The sequence below is a fragment of the Candidatus Pelagibacter bacterium nBUS_27 genome (genome assembly GCF_051200985.1).
Lineage (GTDB): Bacteria > Pseudomonadota > Alphaproteobacteria > Pelagibacterales > Pelagibacteraceae > Pelagibacter.
In genome coordinates this window covers 997,832-1,018,540 of sequence record NZ_CP172845.1, presented here as the reverse complement: position 1 = coordinate 1,018,540, position 20,709 = coordinate 997,832, and the positions used below count along the sequence as shown (strand labels likewise).

At 28.4% G+C, this 20,709-nt stretch carries 15 protein-coding genes, 2 tRNA genes, 1 other RNA gene and 2 pseudogenes; 13 read left to right on the top strand and 7 right to left on the bottom strand.

Annotation, left to right across the window (positions count from 1 at the left end; all coding sequences use genetic code 11):
* Positions 1-2: 2 nt before the first annotated feature.
* From ACIJYG_RS05450 to carA, 3 genes and pseudogenes are all read right to left on the bottom strand, one after another.
* Positions 3-1,847: a glycosyltransferase family 2 protein gene (locus ACIJYG_RS05450; RefSeq protein ID WP_435096035.1), complete on the bottom strand. Its 1,845-nt coding sequence runs from the start codon at positions 1,845-1,847 to the stop codon at positions 3-5.
* 90 nt (positions 1,848-1,937) lie between these two features.
* Positions 1,938-5,161 (bottom strand): annotated as a pseudogene (gene carB / locus ACIJYG_RS05445) (carbamoyl-phosphate synthase large subunit).
* The gene (gene carA / locus ACIJYG_RS05440; RefSeq protein WP_435096032.1) at positions 5,139-6,332 is read right to left on the bottom strand and encodes a glutamine-hydrolyzing carbamoyl-phosphate synthase small subunit; all 1,194 of its coding nucleotides are present in this window, start codon (positions 6,330-6,332) and stop codon (positions 5,139-5,141) included. The pseudogene carB and the gene carA overlap by 23 nt, the downstream one beginning before the upstream one ends.
* 126 nt (positions 6,333-6,458) lie before the next feature.
* Here carA and ACIJYG_RS05435 point away from each other — a divergent pair, with 126 nt between their 5' ends.
* From ACIJYG_RS05435 to ACIJYG_RS05420, 4 genes are all read left to right on the top strand, one after another.
* Positions 6,459-6,920, top strand: coding sequence for a GatB/YqeY domain-containing protein (locus ACIJYG_RS05435; RefSeq protein WP_435096029.1), 462 nt, complete (start codon positions 6,459-6,461; stop codon positions 6,918-6,920).
* Positions 6,920-8,695, top strand: a complete 1,776-nt coding sequence (dnaG, locus tag ACIJYG_RS05430) for a DNA primase (RefSeq protein WP_435096026.1) — start codon at positions 6,920-6,922, stop codon at positions 8,693-8,695. The genes ACIJYG_RS05435 and dnaG overlap by 1 nt, the downstream gene beginning before the upstream one ends.
* A gap of 67 nt (positions 8,696-8,762) precedes the next feature.
* On the top strand, positions 8,763-10,589 hold the full coding sequence (gene rpoD, locus ACIJYG_RS05425) for an RNA polymerase sigma factor RpoD (protein ID WP_435096023.1): 1,827 nt from the start codon (positions 8,763-8,765) through the stop codon (positions 10,587-10,589).
* Between the two features lie 89 nt (positions 10,590-10,678).
* A tRNA-Val gene (locus ACIJYG_RS05420) sits at positions 10,679-10,753 on the top strand.
* Between the two features lie 39 nt (positions 10,754-10,792).
* Here the strand turns inward: ACIJYG_RS05420 and ACIJYG_RS05415 are convergent.
* Positions 10,793-11,779: a glycosyltransferase family 2 protein gene (locus ACIJYG_RS05415; protein ID WP_435096020.1), complete on the bottom strand. Its 987-nt coding sequence runs from the start codon at positions 11,777-11,779 to the stop codon at positions 10,793-10,795.
* Between the two features lie 16 nt (positions 11,780-11,795).
* Positions 11,796-12,719, bottom strand: a complete 924-nt coding sequence (locus tag ACIJYG_RS05410) for a hypothetical protein (protein ID WP_435096017.1) — start codon at positions 12,717-12,719, stop codon at positions 11,796-11,798.
* A gap of 227 nt (positions 12,720-12,946) precedes the next feature.
* Here ACIJYG_RS05410 and ACIJYG_RS05405 point away from each other — a divergent pair.
* Positions 12,947-13,023, top strand: a tRNA-Ile gene (locus tag ACIJYG_RS05405).
* Positions 13,024-13,026: 3 nt separating this feature from the next.
* On the opposite strand, the gene ACIJYG_RS05400 is transcribed toward ACIJYG_RS05405, so the two are convergent.
* Positions 13,027-13,611, bottom strand: coding sequence for an MlaC/ttg2D family ABC transporter substrate-binding protein (locus ACIJYG_RS05400; RefSeq protein ID WP_435096014.1), 585 nt, complete (start codon positions 13,609-13,611; stop codon positions 13,027-13,029).
* Between the two features lie 22 nt (positions 13,612-13,633).
* Positions 13,634-14,431: an MlaA family lipoprotein gene (locus ACIJYG_RS05395; RefSeq protein WP_435096011.1), complete on the bottom strand. Its 798-nt coding sequence runs from the start codon at positions 14,429-14,431 to the stop codon at positions 13,634-13,636.
* A gap of 102 nt (positions 14,432-14,533) precedes the next feature.
* Here ACIJYG_RS05395 and ACIJYG_RS05390 point away from each other — a divergent pair, with 102 nt between their 5' ends.
* The 8 genes and pseudogenes from ACIJYG_RS05390 to ACIJYG_RS05355 form a co-directional block, all read left to right on the top strand.
* Complete coding sequence (locus tag ACIJYG_RS05390; RefSeq protein ID WP_435096008.1) at positions 14,534-15,271, top strand: N-acetylmuramoyl-L-alanine amidase; 738 nt, start codon at positions 14,534-14,536, stop codon at positions 15,269-15,271.
* A 41-nt stretch (positions 15,272-15,312) separates the two neighbouring features.
* An RNA gene (gene rnpB, locus ACIJYG_RS05385) (RNase P RNA component class A) lies at positions 15,313-15,667 on the top strand.
* A gap of 254 nt (positions 15,668-15,921) precedes the next feature.
* Positions 15,922-16,389 (top strand): division/cell wall cluster transcriptional repressor MraZ, encoded by a 468-nt coding sequence (mraZ, locus tag ACIJYG_RS05380; RefSeq protein WP_435096005.1) that lies wholly within the window; start codon positions 15,922-15,924, stop codon positions 16,387-16,389.
* Between the two features lie 3 nt (positions 16,390-16,392).
* Positions 16,393-17,871, top strand: a complete 1,479-nt coding sequence (gene ftsZ, locus ACIJYG_RS05375; RefSeq protein ID WP_435096002.1) for a cell division protein FtsZ — start codon at positions 16,393-16,395, stop codon at positions 17,869-17,871.
* An 18-nt stretch (positions 17,872-17,889) separates the two neighbouring features.
* Positions 17,890-18,900 (top strand): 16S rRNA (cytosine(1402)-N(4))-methyltransferase RsmH, encoded by a 1,011-nt coding sequence (gene rsmH / locus ACIJYG_RS05370; RefSeq protein WP_435095999.1) that lies wholly within the window; start codon positions 17,890-17,892, stop codon positions 18,898-18,900.
* Positions 18,897-19,202: a cell division protein FtsL gene (locus ACIJYG_RS05365; RefSeq protein WP_435095996.1), complete on the top strand. Its 306-nt coding sequence runs from the start codon at positions 18,897-18,899 to the stop codon at positions 19,200-19,202. Before rsmH ends, ACIJYG_RS05365 begins: the two co-directional genes overlap by 4 nt.
* Positions 19,202-20,500 carry a penicillin-binding transpeptidase domain-containing protein gene (locus ACIJYG_RS05360; protein ID WP_435095993.1) on the top strand — a complete coding sequence of 433 codons (1,299 nt, stop codon included), beginning with the start codon at positions 19,202-19,204 and terminating at the stop codon, positions 20,498-20,500. The genes ACIJYG_RS05365 and ACIJYG_RS05360 overlap by 1 nt, the downstream gene beginning before the upstream one ends.
* Positions 20,500-20,682 (top strand): annotated as a pseudogene (locus ACIJYG_RS05355) (penicillin-binding transpeptidase domain-containing protein); the annotation flags it as partial. The gene ACIJYG_RS05360 and the pseudogene ACIJYG_RS05355, both read left to right, overlap by 1 nt.
* Positions 20,683-20,709: the final 27 nt, after the last annotated feature.

Sequence of the window (20,709 nt, the reverse complement as noted above, 5' to 3'; positions counted from 1 at the left end):
ATTTAAGTTAAATATTTTCCATGTGTAGTTTTGGCCCAATAATGTGGCTTGGTTATTACTTCAAAAAGTCCGATGAAAGCTGCATAACTATGCAACATCCAATAAATAGGAACTAGCGGTAAGATAAAATATAATTTACTAAATTTTCTATTTATACCTGCTACCATTGACATAAAAATATTAGATAAATTGTATAAAAGTATTCCATAAATAAAATATGTTAATAAATCATCTCCAAACCCCACCCAGCTTGAATAATCAGGCGATGTAAGCAAGAAAAATCCTTGTAAAATAGCAAAGGGATTAATTAAGAAGTTTATTAATGGTAATGTTAAAAATAAATGAAATCCTGCAAATCCCCTTAAACCAGTTCTCCATAAAAATTTAAATGGATTTCTATTATGAATAAGGACAGTTATCATGTGTCCTTTAATCCATCTTGTTCTTTGTTTAATCCATGAACTCTTAGTGCCAGTTGCTTCTTCCCATGTGGTAGAGTCTAAAAGTGTTGTCTTTAATCTATTTTGATAAATACGAATACCTAGATCCGCATCTTCAGTTACATTGTACGAATCCCAATTATAAAGTTCGTATAATTTTTTTCTTTTAAAATGATTAGATGTTCCCCCTAAAGGAATTGGAGAATTAAATTTATTTAAACCAGGTAAAAACCAATCAAACCATTGAGCATATTCTAATGAAAATAATCGAGTTAAATAATTATAACCTTGATTGTAATAATTAAGAGATGCTTGTAAGCAAACATAATCATCAGGCAAAGATCTAAATTTAGCTACAGCTTTTAATAATTGGTCTGTCTCAGGTTTATCTTCAGCATCATAAATACAAACATATTCACCCCGACAAAATGGTAAAGCATAATTACATGCCTTAGGTTTTGTTTGCGGATAACTTTTGGGAACAATAATGAATTCAAAAAAATGAGGCGGATTTAATTTTTTTGCTAATGCAATAGTCTCCACATCATCTTCTTCAAAGATTAATTTTACATCAAGCTTTTTTTTGGGATATTTTAATGCAGATATGTTTTTGATCAGTTTTTTTAAAACTTCAGTTTCTTTATATATAGGAATCAATATTGAGTACGTTGGTAAATTCTTTTGTCCTAAAATGGGGATTTCTTTTTTATATCTATTTTTAAATTTTAAATAAATAGCCACTACAAAAAGCCAAACCCTAAATGATGAATTAATTAAAAAAACACACGTACAAAAAGCGGCAAAACAAAAAGAGGTTTCAGCTGGATATTTATAGCCACAGGTGACTAACGTCCCAATTAATGACAATAAAAAAATTGTAAGCTTCAGGGAAAAAACTTTTTTTGCAGATAATTTAGGTTCTCTAATATGAAGCAATTCAGATGCATTTTTAGTATCCGTTCTTTTATAAATTTTTTGAAAAAATAATTTTAGATCCCTAGGTGTTGTTAATACAATTTTTATTTGATCCTTTTGATATTCAGACAATAAAAAATCTATTAATTTTCTATCTATATTTGTTGCTAAAATTAAAATTTTATCATCTTGTTTTGCAAAAGGTTGACATCTATTTTCAAGGTATGAAATGTGTTTATTTTTTTTTCTAAAATTTAATAAATTTCTTGATAATTTTTTATCTTTTTTAACTTCATCATATAAAATAAAATCATAACCATGTAGGCTCGCTAAATTTTTGTAATAATCTAAATATGAAAATAATTTTCTATTAATTATTTTTTGAGATATTTTTTTTAAATCAGGTGTTATATTTATTAAATTAAACCCTTTGTGCTTTTTAATTTTAAATTTTGGAAATGATAAAATTTTAGCATTATCTCCATGTATCATGACGATAAAATATTAATTTTTTTTAAATCATCAACAAAAAAATTTAATTTCTTAATTTCTAAATTCAAAATAGGTTTTTTTAATTTGAATTTAAATATCTTGAAGAGCAGTTACTTCTAATTTTTTAGTTTTAAGTGATTTTATCGCTTGCAAACATGCTTGAGCAGTCGACATATTTGTACAATAGGGGACTTTGTTTTTAAGTGTTCCTCTTCTAAGTGCTATTGCATCATTTAATCTATGTTCACTATTTCCACCCCCAGTATTAATAACAAGGGCTATTTTTTTAGAGTCTAAGACATCGACTATATGAGGAGATCCACTACTTACTTTATTAATAATTCTACATTTAATTTTATACTTTCTAAAATATTCTGCAGTACCTTTAGTCGCACAAAGTGTAAAATTTAATTTAATTAGCTCTTTTGCTAAGTCTATCCCTTCATCTTTGTGAGAATCTTTTAAGGATACGAATGCTAATCCTTGTTTTGGTAATGAGTTAGCAGCACCAATTTGACTTTTAGCAAATGCCATTCCAAAATTTTTATCAAACCCCATTACTTCACCTGTTGATTTCATTTCAGGCCCTAGAAGTAAATCACTGTTTGGAAATTTGTTAAAAGGAAACACAGCTTCTTTTACAGCATACATTCCTTTAGATTTATCTTTTAAATTAAACTTAGATAATTTTTCACCAGCCATTACACGTGATGCAATTTTAGCAAGCGGAAGACCTTTTGCTTTAGATACAAATGGCACTGTTCTACTTGCTCTAGGGTTAACCTCAATTACATAAATTTCATCTTTTTTAATTGCAAATTGAATGTTCATGAAACCTTTAACTTTTAAAGCTAGAGCTAATTTCTTAGTTTGATTTTCAATTTCTTTAATTAAATATGGTTTAATTGATATTGGAGGTAAGCTACAAGCTGAGTCTCCAGAGTGAATTCCAGCTTCTTCAATGTGTTGCATGATACCAGCTACATGAACTTGTTTTCCATCTGATATTGCATCAACATCAACTTCCATTGCATGATCAATAAACTTATCAATTAAGATTGGGTTTTCTTCAGCAGCCTTAAATGCTTCTTCAACAAAGTTTTTAAGCTGACTTTTTTCATGAACAATCTCCATTGCTCTTCCCCCTAACACATATGAAGGTCTAACCATTAAGGGTAAACCAATTCTCTCTGCTATCTGAATAGCTTGCTTGAATGTTTTAGCAATTCCACTTTCAGCTTGTTTTAACTTTAATTTATTAAGAAGATTTCTAAACAAATCTCTATCTTCAGCTAAATCAATTGATGTGTACTGCGTTCCTAAAATTGGCAGTTTGTTATCATGTAAAAATTTAGCAAGTTTAATTGGGGTTTGGCCACCAAACTGAGCAATAATACCAACTAGGTTTCCCTTTTCTTTTTCTTTTTTAATTATATTAAAGACATACTCTTCTTTTAAAGGTTCAAAGTACAACCGGTCACTAGTATCATAGTCAGTTGAAACCGTTTCAGGGTTGCAATTGATCATGATGGTCTCAAAACCAGCATCCTTTAGTGCAAAACTAGCCTGACAACAGCAATAATCAAACTCTATTCCTTGTCCTATTCTATTTGGTCCACCACCTAATATTATGATTTTTTTCTTAGCTGATGGATCGGCCTCACACTCAGAATTAATTGAAAAATTTCTTTGGTATGTAGAATACATATAAGGAGTGAAAGATTTAAATTCAGCTGCACAAGTATCAACTTTCTTAAATACCGGTAATATTTTAAGAGCAGTTCTTTTACGTCTAACGGCATCTTCCGATGTTTTTGTAAGTTCAGACAGCTTTTTATCAGAAAAACCAATAGATTTTATTCGGTTAAACTCATTAAAATCTTTAGGTAATCCTTTATTTTTAATCTTAGTTTCATTATCTACAATTTCTTTAATTTGCTCTAAGAACCAAGGGTCAATTTTTGATAAGGTAAATATTCTCTTTAAATCGATCTTTTTTCTAATCGCTTCAGCAACTAATAAAATTTTATTTGGAATACTTTCTTTAAGTTTTTTCTCAATTTGTTTCTTATTTAGATCAAATATTCTATCTAATCCAGAAAACCCTGTTTCAAGGGATACTAATGCTTTTTGAAGCGACTCTTTAAAGTTTCGACCAATTGCCATAGCTTCACCAACTGATTTCATAGATGTACCCAATGTTGCAGGCGAAGTTGAAAATTTTTCAAATGTAAATCTTGGAATTTTTGTTACCACATAATCAATACTAGGTTCAAATGATGCAGGTGTAACTTTTGTGATCTCATTTTTTAATTCATCTAACGTGTAACCAACAGCAAGTTTAGCAGCAACTTTTGCAATTGGAAATCCAGTTGCTTTTGATGCAAGTGCTGATGAACGAGATACTCTTGGGTTCATTTCAATTACAACCATCCGTCCATTTTTGGGATTGATCGCGAATTGAACATTTGATCCACCTGTTTCAACTCCAATTTTTCTAAGACATGCAATAGATGCATTTCTCATAACTTGATATTCCTTATCAGTTAATGTTAGAGCAGGAGCAACAGTAACTGAGTCCCCGTGTGAATTCCCATTGGATCAATATTTTCAATAGAACAGATAATAATACAATTATCTTTTTTATCTCTTACAACTTCCATTTCAAATTCTTTCCAACCCTCTAGACACTCTTCGACTAGAACTTGGCTTACTGGAGACTCGTGTAATCCACTTTTAATAATTTTTAGATATTCTTTTTCATTTTTAGCAATCCCACCACCAAGGCCTCCAAGAGTAAATGCAGGTCTAATGATTGCAGGCAATCCTATTTTCTTTAAAACTTTAGATGCTTGATTAATGTTATTGACGATTTCAGATTTAGGTAGATCTAAACCAATATCAATCATATTTTTTCTAAATTTTTTTCTATCTTCTGCGTTAGATATTGCTTTAGAGTTTGCGCCGATTAATTCTATTTTGTATTTTTTTAGAATTCCTTTTTTTTCAGCTTCCATTGCAAGGTTCAAAGCAGTTTGACCACCCATGGTCGGAAGAATTGCATCAGGTTTTTCTTTTTTAAGAATTTTTTCTAAAACCTCTAAAGTAATAGGCTCTATATAAGTTTTATCAGCAACATCAGGATCGGTCATAATTGTTGCTGGATTTGAGTTAATTAACACAACTTTATAACCCTCATCTCTTAAGGCTTTACATGCTTGTGTACCTGAATAATCAAACTCACAAGCTTGGCCAATGATAATTGGTCCAGCTCCAACAACTAATATTTTTTTAAGATCTTTTCTTTTTGGCATTTGTTTTCATGTTGTTGATAAATTCTTGAAATAAATAAACACTGTCTTGTGGTCCTGGGTTTGACTCAGGGTGGTATTGAACTGAAAATATTGGTTTATTTTTTAATCTGATACCTTCAATACAATTATCAAATAAAGATTTATGAGTAACCTCAATATTTTTTGGCAAACTTTCTCTAATAATTTCAAAACCATGGTTTTGACTTGTTATTTCAACATTGTCGTGAACTAAATTCTTAACTGGGTGATTTGCACCTCTATGACCTAATTTCATTTTTTTTGTTTTAGCACCAAGTGTAAGGGCTAGTATTTGATGCCCTAAACAAATGCCAAATATGGGTAAATTATTTTTAATTAAATCTTTGATTATATTGATTGCATATTTTCCTGTTGCTGCTGGATCCCCTGGACCATTTGATAAAAATATACCATTTGGTTTAAGAGCTAAAATTTTTTCAGCTGATGTTTTGCAAGAGACAACTGTCACTTTGCAATTAAAGTCAGAAAAATATCTTAAAATATTTTTCTTTATTCCATAATCTATTGCAACTACATGAAATGTACTTTTATTATTTTTTTTATAACCAGTTTCTTTTTTCCAAGTTTTAAGACCTTTCCAAATATAGTTTTTTGGGGTTGTAACTTTTTCTGCAAGATCAAGGTTTTTTAATCCACTCCACTTAATTGTTGAGTTGGTTAATTTACTAATATTAAATTTGCCAGTTTTAGAATATGAGATCGTTCCTTTTGGAGCACCTTTATCTCTGATAAAATTAGTTAAACTTCTAGTATCTAACCCTGTAATTCCAACTATTTTATTTTTTTTAAGCCAAGCATCTAAATGAAGAAATGATCTGTAATTCGATGGCGATGTTATTTCTGAATTAAACACCACTCCTTTAGTCCATATTTTATCAGACTCGTAGTCTTCTTTATTAGTACCAACATTTCCAATATGAGGGAATGTAAAATTTATGATTTGCCCGGCATAAGATGGATCTGATATAATTTCTTGGTATCCAGTTAATGATGTATTAAAACAAACTTCCCCTGTTGCTTCTCCTTGGAAGCCAATTCCAATTCCTTTAAAAACCTTTTTATTTTCAAGAACTAAGACGCCTGTGGTGATTTGTGAATTTTTTGAGTTCGATTTTTTTGCTTTTTTGATCAATTACAACTCTTGAGTTAGAGGTTAATACAATAATTGCATTATTATCGCAACAGAGATGTAATATAAAATTGTAAAAAAACAATTTTTCTTTTGAAGATTTTTTTCTTTGAAGTAGATTAAAAAATTATGGCATTAAAAGAAACTATCGAAACTGATTACAAAAACGCACTAAAAGCTAAAGATAAAACTAAAATATCAACCTATAGGTTAATATTATCATCCATTAAGGATTTAGACATTGTGAATAGATCTGGTCCTAACAAAAAAGATACTGATGACGAAGATATTAAAAAGCTTTTAAAAAAAATGGTTAAACAAAGAGCCGAATCGATAGATATTTATAAAAAAAATAACAGAACAGATCTTTTAGAAATTGAGCAAAATGAATATGAAATTTTAACAGCGTTTTTACCCAAACAGCTTGGCGAAGAAGAAACTAAGAAAATATGTGCTGAAGTTATATCAAAACTTGGAGCAAGTTCAGTTAAAGATATGGGAAAAGTAATGGGTGAATTAAAAAAACTACATGCTGATGAAATTGATTTTGCAAAAGCAGGTCCACTAATTAAGGAACTATTGGGCAGTTAATGAAATACCCCAAAGAGTACTTGGATGAAATTAAAACGAGACTCAAAGTTTCAACAGTCGTATCAAAGTCAGTTGCTTTAAAGAAAAGAGGCAAAGAATATGTAGGTTTGTCTCCATTTAAAACTGAAAAAACTCCATCGTTTACAGTTAACGATGAAAAGGAATTTTATCACTGTTTTGCAACATCTGAGCATGGAAATATTTTTGATTTTGTAATGAAAACACAAAATTTTAAATTTGGTGAGGCTGTTAAACACCTTGCTCAGCTAGCTGGTATGCAACCTTACATGTTTTCAAAACAAGACGAGGAAAGAGAAAAAAAATGGAAAGAATATTTATCAATTTATAGTCAGTATGTTGATTTTTATCACAGTGAGCTATTAAAAAATGAAGCCTATTCAAATGCTAGAGATTATTTAAAGAATAGATCGTTAGGCAGAGAAGAAGTTAAAAAATTCAAAATTGGCTACATAGAAAAAAATCCCAGTTTTTTTGATAAATTAAAAAATGAATTTAGTGAACAAGCTTTAGTAGAGAGTGGATTGTTTTACCTGGATGAAAAGAAAAAAATATATGTTGAAAGATTTAGAGGAAGATTAATTTTTCCAATAAATAATATTTCAGGACAGCCAATTGCTTTAGGTGGAAGAATAATAGAGAACTTAGATTACTTAGCAAAATATATTAATTCACCTGAAACAACTTTTTTTAAAAAAGGTTCAAACTTATATAATTTAGATTTAGCTAGAAAATTATCTAACAAATTAGATCACATTTATTTAGTTGAAGGATACATGGATGTTGTTGGATTGAGTAAAAATGGAATTGAAAATGTAGTTGCTAACCTTGGAACTTCATTAACTGATAAACAAATTTTAACTTTAAATCAGTTCTTTGACGATATTATAATTTGTTTTGACGGTGATGAGAGTGGATATAAAGCTGCCCTCAGAGCTGCTGAAAATTCTATAAAAGAATTAAGACCTGAAAAACAAATATCCTTTTTATTTTTACCGGATAAAGAAGATCCTGATAGCTATGTTAATAAACATGGAAAAAACTACTTTGTAGATTTTACAAAACAAAGCAAGCTATCCATTCATCAATTTATTTTTAGTCATTACAAGAAACAAACTGAAAACAACCCATCTTCAATGGCAATATTTGAAAAAAAACTTAGATCCATAGCGAACACTATTAAAGATGATTTTATTAAAAAATATGTGCTTGAATATTTTTTGGAAAAAATTGCAGAGTTAACTCCTCACTCCAATCAAAATAAAAAAAAGTTTTATATAAAAAAAACAAAATCACTTGACTCAACTAAAAAATATTTTAACGAAAGCCAATCAATAACTGGTGTAGAGTTAAAAGAATTTTCTTTACTATATCTACTTCTAAATAATCTATCTCTTTTTCAAGCAAATATTCACTTAATTGAAAATATAAAGTTGTTCACAGAAATAAATAAACAAATTTTTAATTCCATTATTGAAAGACTAAAATCTGGTGAGCAAATTAGTATTGAAGATATAAATTTGGATAAACAACTATTGGAGAAGATAAATAAATTTGCTCCAATTAAACATATTCTGAAAAATAAATCTGAAAATGATAATCAAGCAATAGAGTTACTTGATGATATTTCTAAAGATTTGTTTAATTACGATCTTGAGTTCAGAATCCAAGAACTAGAATCGAGGTTTTCAAAAGATATGAGCCAAACAACATTTAATGAGCTAAAAGACCTAAAAAAAGAGAGAAAAATCAACTAATCTCAATAAATTAGCAATGGATTTTTGTTAATTTGATATTATATAAGTCTTTCAAACTTATATTGCTGTGGAAAGAATAATTACTAAATCATTTGCTAGACTAATGGGAAGAGGAACCCACAGAGGGTTCATTACTTATGAAGAGTTAAATAAATCTCTAGGAAAAAGAAATCTATCTGATGAAAATTTATCTCAAGCATTCATTCATATTTTGGATGAAGGTGTAGCTTTAGTTGAAAAAAAATCTGATTTTAAAGTCTTAAGAAAAAAAGAAGGATCCTCCAAAGAAGAAGGTAAGACAATGGAGAAAAGTGATGATCCTATTAGAATGTATCTCCGAGAAATGGGTGGAGTTGAATTACTTTCAAGAGAAGGTGAAATTGCAATTGCAAAAAGAATTGAAGCTGGAAAAGATGTAATGTTGATTGCCCTATCACAAAGTCCGATGACTGCTCAACAGTTTTATGAATGGAATGATCAATTACAAAAAGATGAAATTTTAGTAAGAGAAATTATTGATATCGATACAAATTACATGGAAGATGAGTCAACTGGTCCTAGTGCTAAACAAAAAAATGCAGGTGAGACTGATAAGGATGAAAACTCTGGTGATAGTGATGATGATGACTTTAACCCAACTCTTGCTGCTATGGAGACTGAAATTAAACCAAAAGTTTTAAAAACAGTAAACACTTTAACAAAAGAATATACAAGATTAATCAAGTACCAAAAAGAAAAATTAGATTGTGTTCTAAATTCACAAAATTTTTCTCCTGCCAAAGAAAAAGGATATCAAAAAATTGTAGATGAAATCTTAGAAAATATTAAATCACTTCAATTATCACCTTCAGTTTTAGAGGAGTTGGTTCAAAAGCACTATGTTGAAAATAAAAAAATCATATCTCTAGAAGGAAATCTTTTGAGATTAGCAATGGATAATAACATTCCAAGAAATGAGTTTATCAAGTTTTATATTGGAAATGAAATTAACCCAAATCTTAAAAAATTTTTAGATACTAACTTAATTTGGAAACAGTTTTTTGCAAAAAATAAGGAAGAGTTTAAAAATATTAGAGAAAGATTAATTGAGATCAGTCATAAGTTAGGAATTTCTGTTACTGACTTTAAAAAATTAGTTAGTAGAGTTCAAAAGGGAGAAAAAGAATCTAGAATTGCTAAAAAAGAAATGGTTGAAGCTAATTTAAGATTAGTGATATCAATTGCTAAAAAATATACTAATAGAGGTCTTCAATTTTTAGATTTAATTCAAGAGGGAAATATCGGTCTTATGAAAGCAGTTGATAAATTTGAATATCGAAGAGGTTACAAATTTTCTACTTATGCAACTTGGTGGATTAGACAAGCAATTACAAGATCGATCGCTGATCAAGCTCGAACTATTAGAATACCAGTTCATATGATTGAAACAATTAATAAGATTGTAAGAACTCAAAGATTAATCTTAAGCGAGTTTGGAAGAGAAGCAACCCCTGAAGAACTTTCTCAAAAACTTAGAATGCCACTTGATAAAGTTAGAAAAGTTTTAAAAATTTCTAAAGAACCTGTTTCATTAGAAAAACCAGTTGGTGATGAAGAAGATAGTAGTTTGGGTGATTTTATAGAAGATACAAAAGCATTAGCGCCATTAGAACAAGCTATAAAATCTAACCTAGGAGAAGCAACAACTAAAATTTTATCTACTTTAACTCCCAGAGAGGAAAGAGTTTTAAGAATGAGATTTGGTGTTGGGATGAATACAGATCATACTTTAGAGGAAGTTGGTCTTCAATTTTCTGTGACGCGGGAAAGAATTAGACAAATCGAAGCAAAGGCTCTTAGAAAATTAAAACACCCAAGCAGATCTAAACAGCTAAAAAGCTTCTTGGAAAGTTAAGCAAATCATTATTTGGTTGAATATATTAGAAGATACATCAATATATTTTAAAAATTAGTTACGTCTAGGATAACTAAGAGTAACAATATGGGGGATTAGCTCAATAGTAGAGTACTCGATTGACATTCGAGGGGTAGTTGGAGCGTAACCAACATTCCCCACCATCATAGTTACATAATTTATTAAACTCAAAAAGGTAATTCTTATTTATATCCTGCCTCATACCATTTTTTATCTTTATCAAGAAATTTATCTCTATCAATAGCACCTCTCAAGTAATAAAGAAAAATTAAAAATTCAAATAAATTATATGAATATAAAATCTTAGTTCTGTCGCATCCAATCAAATATTTTTTTAAGATAAAGCTTAACGGTTTTATAATAAGTATATTCAATATCTTAAAAAATAATTTAATAAATTTTTTATCAAACAATCTTTCAAAATAGAAAATTCTACTCTTCATAGTATTTCGGTATCTTTTTGATAATGATAGCATGGCATCTTTTGATAATGTGTACCACTTAATTACATACGCACCTATATTTTGACTTGTTTCTTGATGATCTACCTTAACTTTTGTAAGAATTATCTCAAATTTTCTTTTATTTAATCTAAAAGCCCATTCAATATCTTCTAATCCATATCCCTGAATATTTTCATTAAAATATAATTTTTTTGATATTTTTTTTTTGTTAAAAAAACAACACCCTGTGATTATATTTTTATAATTTATCTTTTTTTGCTCATTTGTTTTTATGTTTTTAGCATTTCTGAATCTGTGATAGTTACTTTTTAATATTAATTTTTTTTGAGTTGAATATTGTCCACAAAAAATTTGATTATACTTAGAATTTTCTAGATAATTTTTTATATCTGTAAAAAAATTTCCTATTGGGAGACAATCATCATCTAAGAGAAGTATATTTTGATATTTTGATATTTTTAATCCACTATTTCTTTTAAGTGAAATAATATTTTTTTTTACATTGATGTAGATAATTTTTTTATTTTTGCCAAATATTTTCTTTATAAGTTTTTGTGATCCATCTGTACTATAACTATCGCATATGATAATTTCATATTTTATATTATTTACATTAATTTTAGAAATTATTCTTTTTAACAATTTTGTTAATTTTGCTTTTCTGTTCCAAGTAGGAATTATTATACTTAACTTAAAATTTTTCATAAAATTATTTTTAAATTTAACTTATTTTTTTTTTAATAAATCTTATAGAGGGCATTGTTATAGCCGCCAAAATAAGAGAAAATGTATTGATAACTGTAAAACTTATACCTAAAATTAAAATATCTTCTACACCTGGTATAATAATTGTTGAAACACTTAATAATATTAATTCAAAAATTCCAAAATAATTTATAAGTAATACTGTTTTAGTAAGTGCGGTTATAATATAAATATAGCTAGCTTTTATTAATGTTATTTCTGCTCCAAATAATTTAAGTGCAATAAAAAAACTAACACTTTCTAACATTACCATAAATACAAATCCTAAATGGATAAAAATAAATTTTAAATATTTAGCTTTAATTATATCTTTAATAATTTTTAGCTGATTAAGAATATCTTCTAATTTTTTTATATTAATTAATTTTTTTTTAAAGAAATTTTTATAATTTTTATAAAAGTAAATTAAGACTATTATTAAAGAAAAAAATATTAAAATTAGATAGTTAAAATTAAATTTTGCTACAAGGATAATTCCAGTCAAAAGAGCTAGAAATATAAGAGACAATAATGAATTTAATGTAAAAATTGTCTGGCTCACCAAAAATTGTGAAAGTAATATCTTTGAACTTGATTTTAATTTGTAGTATTTATAGGCATGACCAGCTCCAGGTAAAAGTTGGTTAATCATACCTCCAAATAAAAAAATTGTAGACACATCGGCAAGATCATTTTTTCTATTTGAGATTGTATTTAATATTATAAAAAATATATAACCTATGAATAATTTTAAAGAGATTAAAAAAACAACTAAATATATTAAACTTGATGACTCAAAAAGTATAAATTTTTTCTCGCTTGTATTATCAATAACAAAATATTTAAAAAGAAAAAAAATTGCTAATAATTGAATAGTCAAGCTTAATAATTTTTTATTCATATGATATTTTAAATTACAGCAATTATTTTTTAAATGTAATTATCATATTCTAAATAGATTAATTATCCATAATTAAGATTTTTACCAACTCTTTATTAAGAAATTTCTTTAATAAATCATTATCTAGATCTTTAAATTATTCTTTTTTATTTTTGTTAATGGTGAATTGTTTATATTAACTAACTTGCAAGATATGCCAAAGTGAAGTAAACCTTGAATAAATTTAAGGGCCTGTAGCTCAGTTGGTTAGAGCAGTACACTCATAATGTATTGGTCCCAGGTTCGAGTCCTGGCGGGCCCACCAAAATTAGTTTTCTGCAAATTTTTCTAGATTTTTAAATAAAACATTTATGTCACCATCATTTGAATTTAAAATTGATGCAAATTCCTCTTTTTGCGTCCTAGCTAAACTAAGGCCTTCTATAATTAAATCTCTGATCAAAGGATTGTCAGGATTCTTTGTATAAATTCTCCAGTCAATTTTTACCTCAGGTCTTTCAGAAGTGCTAACTAATATGCTATTAACAATTGTATAATTTTTATTTATAATCTCTTTATTCTGAACCTCAATTTTTGGATTAGAATATTCAGATAATCTGCTGGAAAAACTTTTTAAAAAATAATCTTCAAATAAGTCAAAATATTCTTTTTTTTGATTATCGTTTAAAACTTTTCTGGTTGAGCCTAAAGAATAAAAACCTATTCCTTTTATATCTACTGTTTCTTTAGCTACAAGTTTAAGCTGATTTATTTTTTCTTGTTTTGAAATATTTTTTGATAGAATTTCTGATGCTCTGTTGACCGTAGACTGAACAAATACATCAGGCTGAATAGAATAAGCATGACTTAAGCTTAGATTTAATAAAAATATGATTGTAGTTAATTTTTTCATATTAATTCTTTTTTGTATATGATTATTTGCTGTCTATTTCTTCCCAGTCTTCTTCATCTTTATATATTACTTCTACTTTTCCCCTTTGATTATTTTTAATCTTATTTTCTCTGTCTTGTAAATACAAACTTCTTAAGGAAGCATAAAAGTCTATCGAATTTGACTCAAGGTTATCTAATGACTCAAGATTATCTGACCTAAAATTAATACCACCCAAAGCTCTTGATGCAATATAAGTACTTTCACTTAAAAACTCATTATTACCATGAATTGATGCGTTGTACCAAGGGTCTCCACCCAACACATTTGCAAATGAGCCAGCAGTATCTCTAATTGTAGATGGCCCAAGAACTGGTAAAACTACATAACAACCTGGACCTACTCCCCAAGCACCTAAAGTTTGACCATAATCTTCTTTTTCGTATTTTGGAAAACCCATTTTATTGGCAACATCAATAGTGCCAAGAAGCCCAACCGTTGTGTTTACAACTAATCTTCCGGTGTTTATTATTGCAGTTTTAATATCTCCCTGCAAAATATTGTTGGGGATTGTTACTAGGCTAGATAAGTTTGTAACTGCATTTTTGGTACCTTTTTGAATTCCATTTGGCAATTTTCTATAACCTTTTGCAATTGGTTTAATAATTGCCTTGTCTAAACCCTGGTTAAATGCAAAAGTTGTCCTATTTAACTTTTCAAAACAATCTTTTATTTCTTTTGGTTGTTTTTTCTTTAATACCAATTCACCATCAGACCCAGCATTTGCATTAAATGCTAGTAAAAAAATGGAGACTAGAGTTACTATTAATTTTTTAAACATTCTAAAATATAATATATAATTATTATTTGTTAAATAAAATTTAATTTTAAAAAATGTCTACAAAGTGTTTATAAATAGTCTAAATTTGTACCTAAATTGAGTATGGATACAACTCTGAATTATTCACCAAACTTTGAAGTAAAAAAAAGAAAACTAAATCAAATCAAATTTATTATTTTTCATTATACAGGAATGAAAAAAGAATCTGAGGCAATAGAAAGACTTACAAATATAAGATCTAAAGTGAGCAGCCATTATTTGATTAAAAATAATGGAGAAATAGTTATTATGGTACCAGACTTGTATGAAGCATGGCATGCTGGAGTATCATCTTGGATAAATTTTAAATCTTTAAACAAGAATTCAATCGGAATTGAAATAAGCAACCCAGGTCATAACTCTAGTTATAAAAAATTCTCCAAAAAACAGATTCAATCTATTAGAAAGTTAAGTAAATTTTTAATTAAAAAATACAAAATTAATCCAAAAAATATTTTAGGTCATTCTGATATTGCCCCAATTAGAAAAAAAGATCCTGGTGAAAAATTCCCATGGAAATATTTGTCTGAATTTGGAATTGGTAAGTGGCATTCATTATCACAGAAAACTCTCATCAAAAATAGAAGAAAAAAAATAAGCCAAGTAGATAAAAAAAAATTTTATCAAAATTTATCAAAAATTGGATATTCAATAAAAAGCTCAAACAAAATAAAAGAAGATAAATTTTTTATTTTTATAGTTAGCGCATTTCAGAGAAGATTTAGACAAGAGCTGATTAATGGTAAAATTGATCAAGAATGTTTACTTATAAGTCAAAATTTGGCAAAAAAATTGTATTAAAATTTCTTGCAGTTTTATAGTTTAGTAATAAGTTGTTTAAGCCAGATAAATAATTTATCGCTTTAATTTATTAAAGAGGAAAGTCCGGGCTCCACGAGGATACAGTGCCAGATAACGCCTGGCGGGGGTAACCCTAGGGATAGTGCCACAGAAAATAAACCGCCATAACATGGCAAGGGTGAAAAGGTGTGGTAAGAGCACACCGGTTCTATTGGTAACAATGAACGCTGGAAAACCCCACTGGGAGCAAGACTAAGTAGAGATGACATTGTCGAAAGACTAAAAGCCATCCTTGGCTAGTCATCAGGGTTAGTTGCTTGAGCTTAAGAGTGATCTTAAGTCTAGACAAATGATAGATTTAAATGACAGAACCCGGCTTATAGTTTATCTGGCAAAATTATCCACAGTTTAACATTACACTTTAAATAAATGTTCACGTTTTGATTCACTAATGAGTCAATAATGTTCTATTTTTTCTACTTAAGGTACATGGCTTTTAATCAAAACAATTTGAATAAATTATTACATTCGATATTAAAAAGTTGTTAACAGTCGTCAAAAATTTGCAAGATTCAATATTTGACACTAAATTAAATAACCCATATATTCCCATATATTCCCAATTATGGAATTTAAAAATTATAAATTATATGTTTTTATCAATTTACGAGAACAAACTAGACAAAAAAGGGAGAGTTTCTGTGCCTGCTAATTTCAGGTCTCATCTTTCAAATTTAGGATACAATGGAGTTATTTGTTATCCTTCTTTTAATAATGCCTCTATTGAAGCTTGTTCTCAAGATAGAATAGAAAAAATTTCCTCTGCTATAGACTCTTTAAATCCATTTGAGGAAAAAAGAGATTTTTTTGCAACGTCAATTTTAGCAGAAAGTACAAATTTACAATTCGATGGAGAAGGAAGAATATTAATTTCATCAAAATTATTGAAGCATGCAAAGATTAAAAATAGCATGCTGTTTGTTGGTCAGGGTCAAACATTTCAAATTTGGGAACCAACAGCATTTGAAAAATTTAAGGCAACTGCAAAAAAAAAAGCAAATTTAAATCGAGCAAGCCTTAAATGGGAAAAACATTTTAACAACAACGAGGGGAAATAACTGATGACAATTAACTTTAAAGCACCAGAAATAAAAGAATTACAACCACGACTTTTAGTAATGGGAGTTGGTGGAGCAGGTGGAAATGCAATTAATGAAATGATTGAAAATAATCTACAGGGTGTAGAATTTATTGCAGTCAATACTGATGCACAAGATTTAAAGTTAAGCAAATGTAAAACAAGAATTCAAATTGGTTTAAATTTGACCAAAGGTTTAGGTGCTGGAGCGAAACTTGATATTGGTCAAGCAGCAGCTGACGAGTCGTTAAACGAAATTGTAAATACTTTACAAGGTGCAAATATGGTTTTTATTGCTGCTGGTATGGGTGGTGGAACAGGCACTGGTGCTGCTCATGTAATTGCTAGAGCTGCAAAAGAATTAAATATTTTAACTGTAGGTGTTGTGACTCTTCCATTTTTATATGAAGGCCCCTCAAGAATGAGAAGAGCACAACAAGGTTTGGAAGAGTTAAGAAAACATGTTGATACAATAATAGTAATTCCAAATCAAAATTTGTTTAAAATTGCTAATGAGCAAACAACATTTGAAGATTCTTTCAATCTTTCAAATAATGTTTTAATGCACGGTGTGCAAAGCATAACTGATTTAATGGTAAGACCAGGTTTAATAAATCTTGATTTTGCTGATGTAGAAACTGTTATGGCTTCAATGGGTAAAGCAATGATGGGAACTGGTGAAGCAGAAGGAGAGGGCAGAGCTCTTAAAGCAGCTGAGATGGCCGTAAGCAATCCATTAATTGATGACTATACTCTTAAGGGTGCCAAAGGATTATTAGTTAATATCACTGGTGGTAAGGACCTTAAACTTTTTGAAGTCGATGAAGCAGTTAACAAAGTTAGAGCTGAAGTTGATCCAGAGGCAGAATTAATTATTGGAGCAATTACTGATGCTGAACTAGATGGAAAAATGAGAGTTTCTATTGTTGCAACATCATTAGATGGCCAACAACCAGAAACTAAATCTGTAATAAATATGGTGCATCGTATTCAAAATAGAAATCCAGGGTATTCAGATTTTTCTAATATTGGATCATCTGCATCCTTTAACTTTTCAAATTCTATTTCTAATCCTGTTTCACATGGAGCTAATGCACTCAAAATTGAAAATGAAATTGTTCAAGAACATAATCAAGAACATCTAAATTCAAATGCTACAAATGAAGAGGTATTACATAATAACAACCTTGAAGCTGAAAGTATTGTTGAAGATAGCCCTGTAAATGAAATGGAAAAGTCATTTACTCAAGAAGCATTGGAAACTTCTCAAGAACAAACAGTTGAAGAGAACATAGAAGAAGATGCTTCTAATGATTTAAAAGAATTTGGTGTTGATTCAGAAGCACCAGATTTATTTAGTTCAGAAACTGAAAATTCAAGTTCTGATGATTTATTATCTTCAAGCAATGAAGAAGAAGATGATCTTGAGATACCAGCATTCTTAAGAAGACAAAAAAATTAATGGTCTTCATAGAAATAAATGGACGCCACCATAGTACCAGAAGCACAAAAGCATTATCCGGTACTGCTAAAAGAAATTGTTAGCATTATTTCCCCTCAATATGGTGGCACCTTTATTGACTGTACTTTTGGTCAAGGTGGTTATTCAAATAAAATATTAGAGTTTGAAAATACTAAAGTAATAGCTTTAGATCGTGATATTGAAAGTGAAGTAAAAGCTAATCAGTTTAAAAATAAATTTGAAGATAGGTTTTTATTCAAAAATATAAAATTTAGTCAGCTAAATAATCTAAAACTCAAAAACGAGAATGTTAGAGGAGTAATATTTGATCTTGGTTATTCTTATGTTCAAATAAAGGATCCTAAGAAAGGATTATCTTTTCAATCTAAAGGAAATTTGAATATGCAAATGGGTTTAAATAATTATTCAGCTGAAGATGTTATTAATAAACTTGATGAAAAAGAGCTAGACAAAATATTCAAATTTTTTGGAGAAGAAAAAGAAAGTAAATTTATAGCTAGAAATATTATTAAGGAGAGATCTAAGAAAAAGATTGACACCGAAACACTTGTTGAGATCATAGATAAAACAAAAAGAAAAAAAAACTTTAAAGTTCATGTTGCTACCAAAGTTTTTCAAGCTTTAAGAATTTTAGTTAATAGAGAAATAAGTGAATTAATCTTTGGATTAATTAATGCAACAAAGGTTCTAAAAAAAGATGGAGTGCTTGCTGTAGTAACATTTCATTCACTAGAAGATAAAATTGTTAAATATTTTTTAAAAAGTCTTTCTGAAAAAAAAAGTATATCTAGATACACTCCCATCACAGAACAACCTGAGCCATTACTTAAATTGAATGAAAAAAAAGCAATTACACCCTCTGATGAGGAGATTGTTGAAAACTTACCATCAAGATCAGCAAAATTGAGATATGCGATTAAAAAAACTGATTTTTACGATTTTGAAACTGATATTTTAGATCAATTTAGGAATTTGATAGAGATAGAAAATTTTGGGAATAAGCTGTGAAAAAAATCACTTTAGTATTGGTTATTTTTTCATTAATTTTATCTACCGCTATTATTAAAAATTCTGCAAAAAAAAATGAAGATAAAATTTTTACAGTACAAGAAAATACCAGAGTTTTAAGTTCAGAACTTGAGAAGATCAAACTTGAATTTGACTATCTAAGTTCCTCAGACAGGTTATTACAATTTCAATCACTATATTTTGAGAATGATTTAGTCCAAAAAAAAATTGAAAATATAAAAGTTTTTAAAATCATGAACAAAAACAAAAAGATTGAAAATTTAAAAATAATTAAAGATTAATGAAAAAATTAAGATCAAAAATTATTATTGAAGATTATAAAAATAATTTTGATTATAAAAAAAATGATACTAATTTAAATATAGAATTTAATAGAGTAGCTTTTATCTTTTTTGTCTTTTTTATTATTTATCTTATTTACATTATTCATCTAATTCATCTTGGATCACGTAAATCTAATACAGAGATAACCAATGTTTTGCCTACATTTAACAATAAACTCTATAGAGCAGATATAATTGATATAGATGGCAATTATTTAGCCAAAACAATAAAATCTATTGATATAGGTATAAAGACATCAGATGTAATAGATAAGAAAAAACTTCTGTTAAACTTAAATATTATTTTCCCTAATAAAGATTTTAATAAAGTTAAAAAGCAACTTGATACAAAAAAATTTTTCTGGCTAGAAAAAAAAGTTTCAGAGGAAAATTATGAAAAATTAATGAAACTTGGTGATAATTCTATAAAACCAGAGGAAAAGGTTTTAAGAATTTATCCTCAAAAAAATCTTTTTAGTCATATTATTGGTCAAATAGATGATGATAATAATGGAATTGCTGGCCTTGAAAAATCTTTTGATCAAATTTTAAGAAATTCAAAAAAACCCATGAAGCTTACAGTTGATAAAGATATACAATTTTTAATACGAAATGAGTTAATTAAATATCAAGAAATTTTTAAAAGTAAAGGTAGTGCCGCTATACTAATGAATGTCAAAAGTGGAAATATACTTTCGCTTATTTCGTTGCCTGATTTTAATCCAAATGAAAGACAAAACATAACTGATGTTAATTATATTAATAGGGTAACTAAAGGAACTTATGAGCTTGGTTCAGTTTTCAAACCATTCACATTTGCAAGTGCTTTAAATGAAGATTTGATAAAACCTGAAACTGAATTTTTAGATTTACCAAAATCCATTCGTTGTGACAAACATAGAATTGGAGAATATGACAATAAAATTCCCTCAAATTTAACGGCAGAACAGATCTTAGTTAGATCAGGAAACATTGGCTCAGTAAGAATAGCTCAATTAATTGGACCAGAAAAACATAAGTCTTTTTTAAAAAAAGTAGGTGTACTAAGTTCAATAGATTTTGATATCGATGAGGTAGCTCCACAAAAAGAATATAATTTTGGTAAATGTAAATTAGCTACAGTCTCATTTGGTCATGGTGTTGCAACCACGATTCTTCAGTTGGCAAAAGGTTATGCGGTAATATCGAATGGAGGTTATGACATTAAACCAACTTTAATTGATAAAAATTCTGAAAAAAAAAAAAGAATAGACTAATTAATAAAGGGGTTTCTGACAAAGTTGTTACAGCTTTAAGAAAAATTGTTAATACAGATGAAGGTACTGCAAAATTTGCGAATGTAGCAAATTATGAAATTGGTGGCAAAACAGGAACTGCAGACCAACCAAAGGAAGGTTCTTATTCTGAAGCAAAGATAAATACGTTCGCCTCAATATTTCCAACATCAGATCCACAATATGTATTT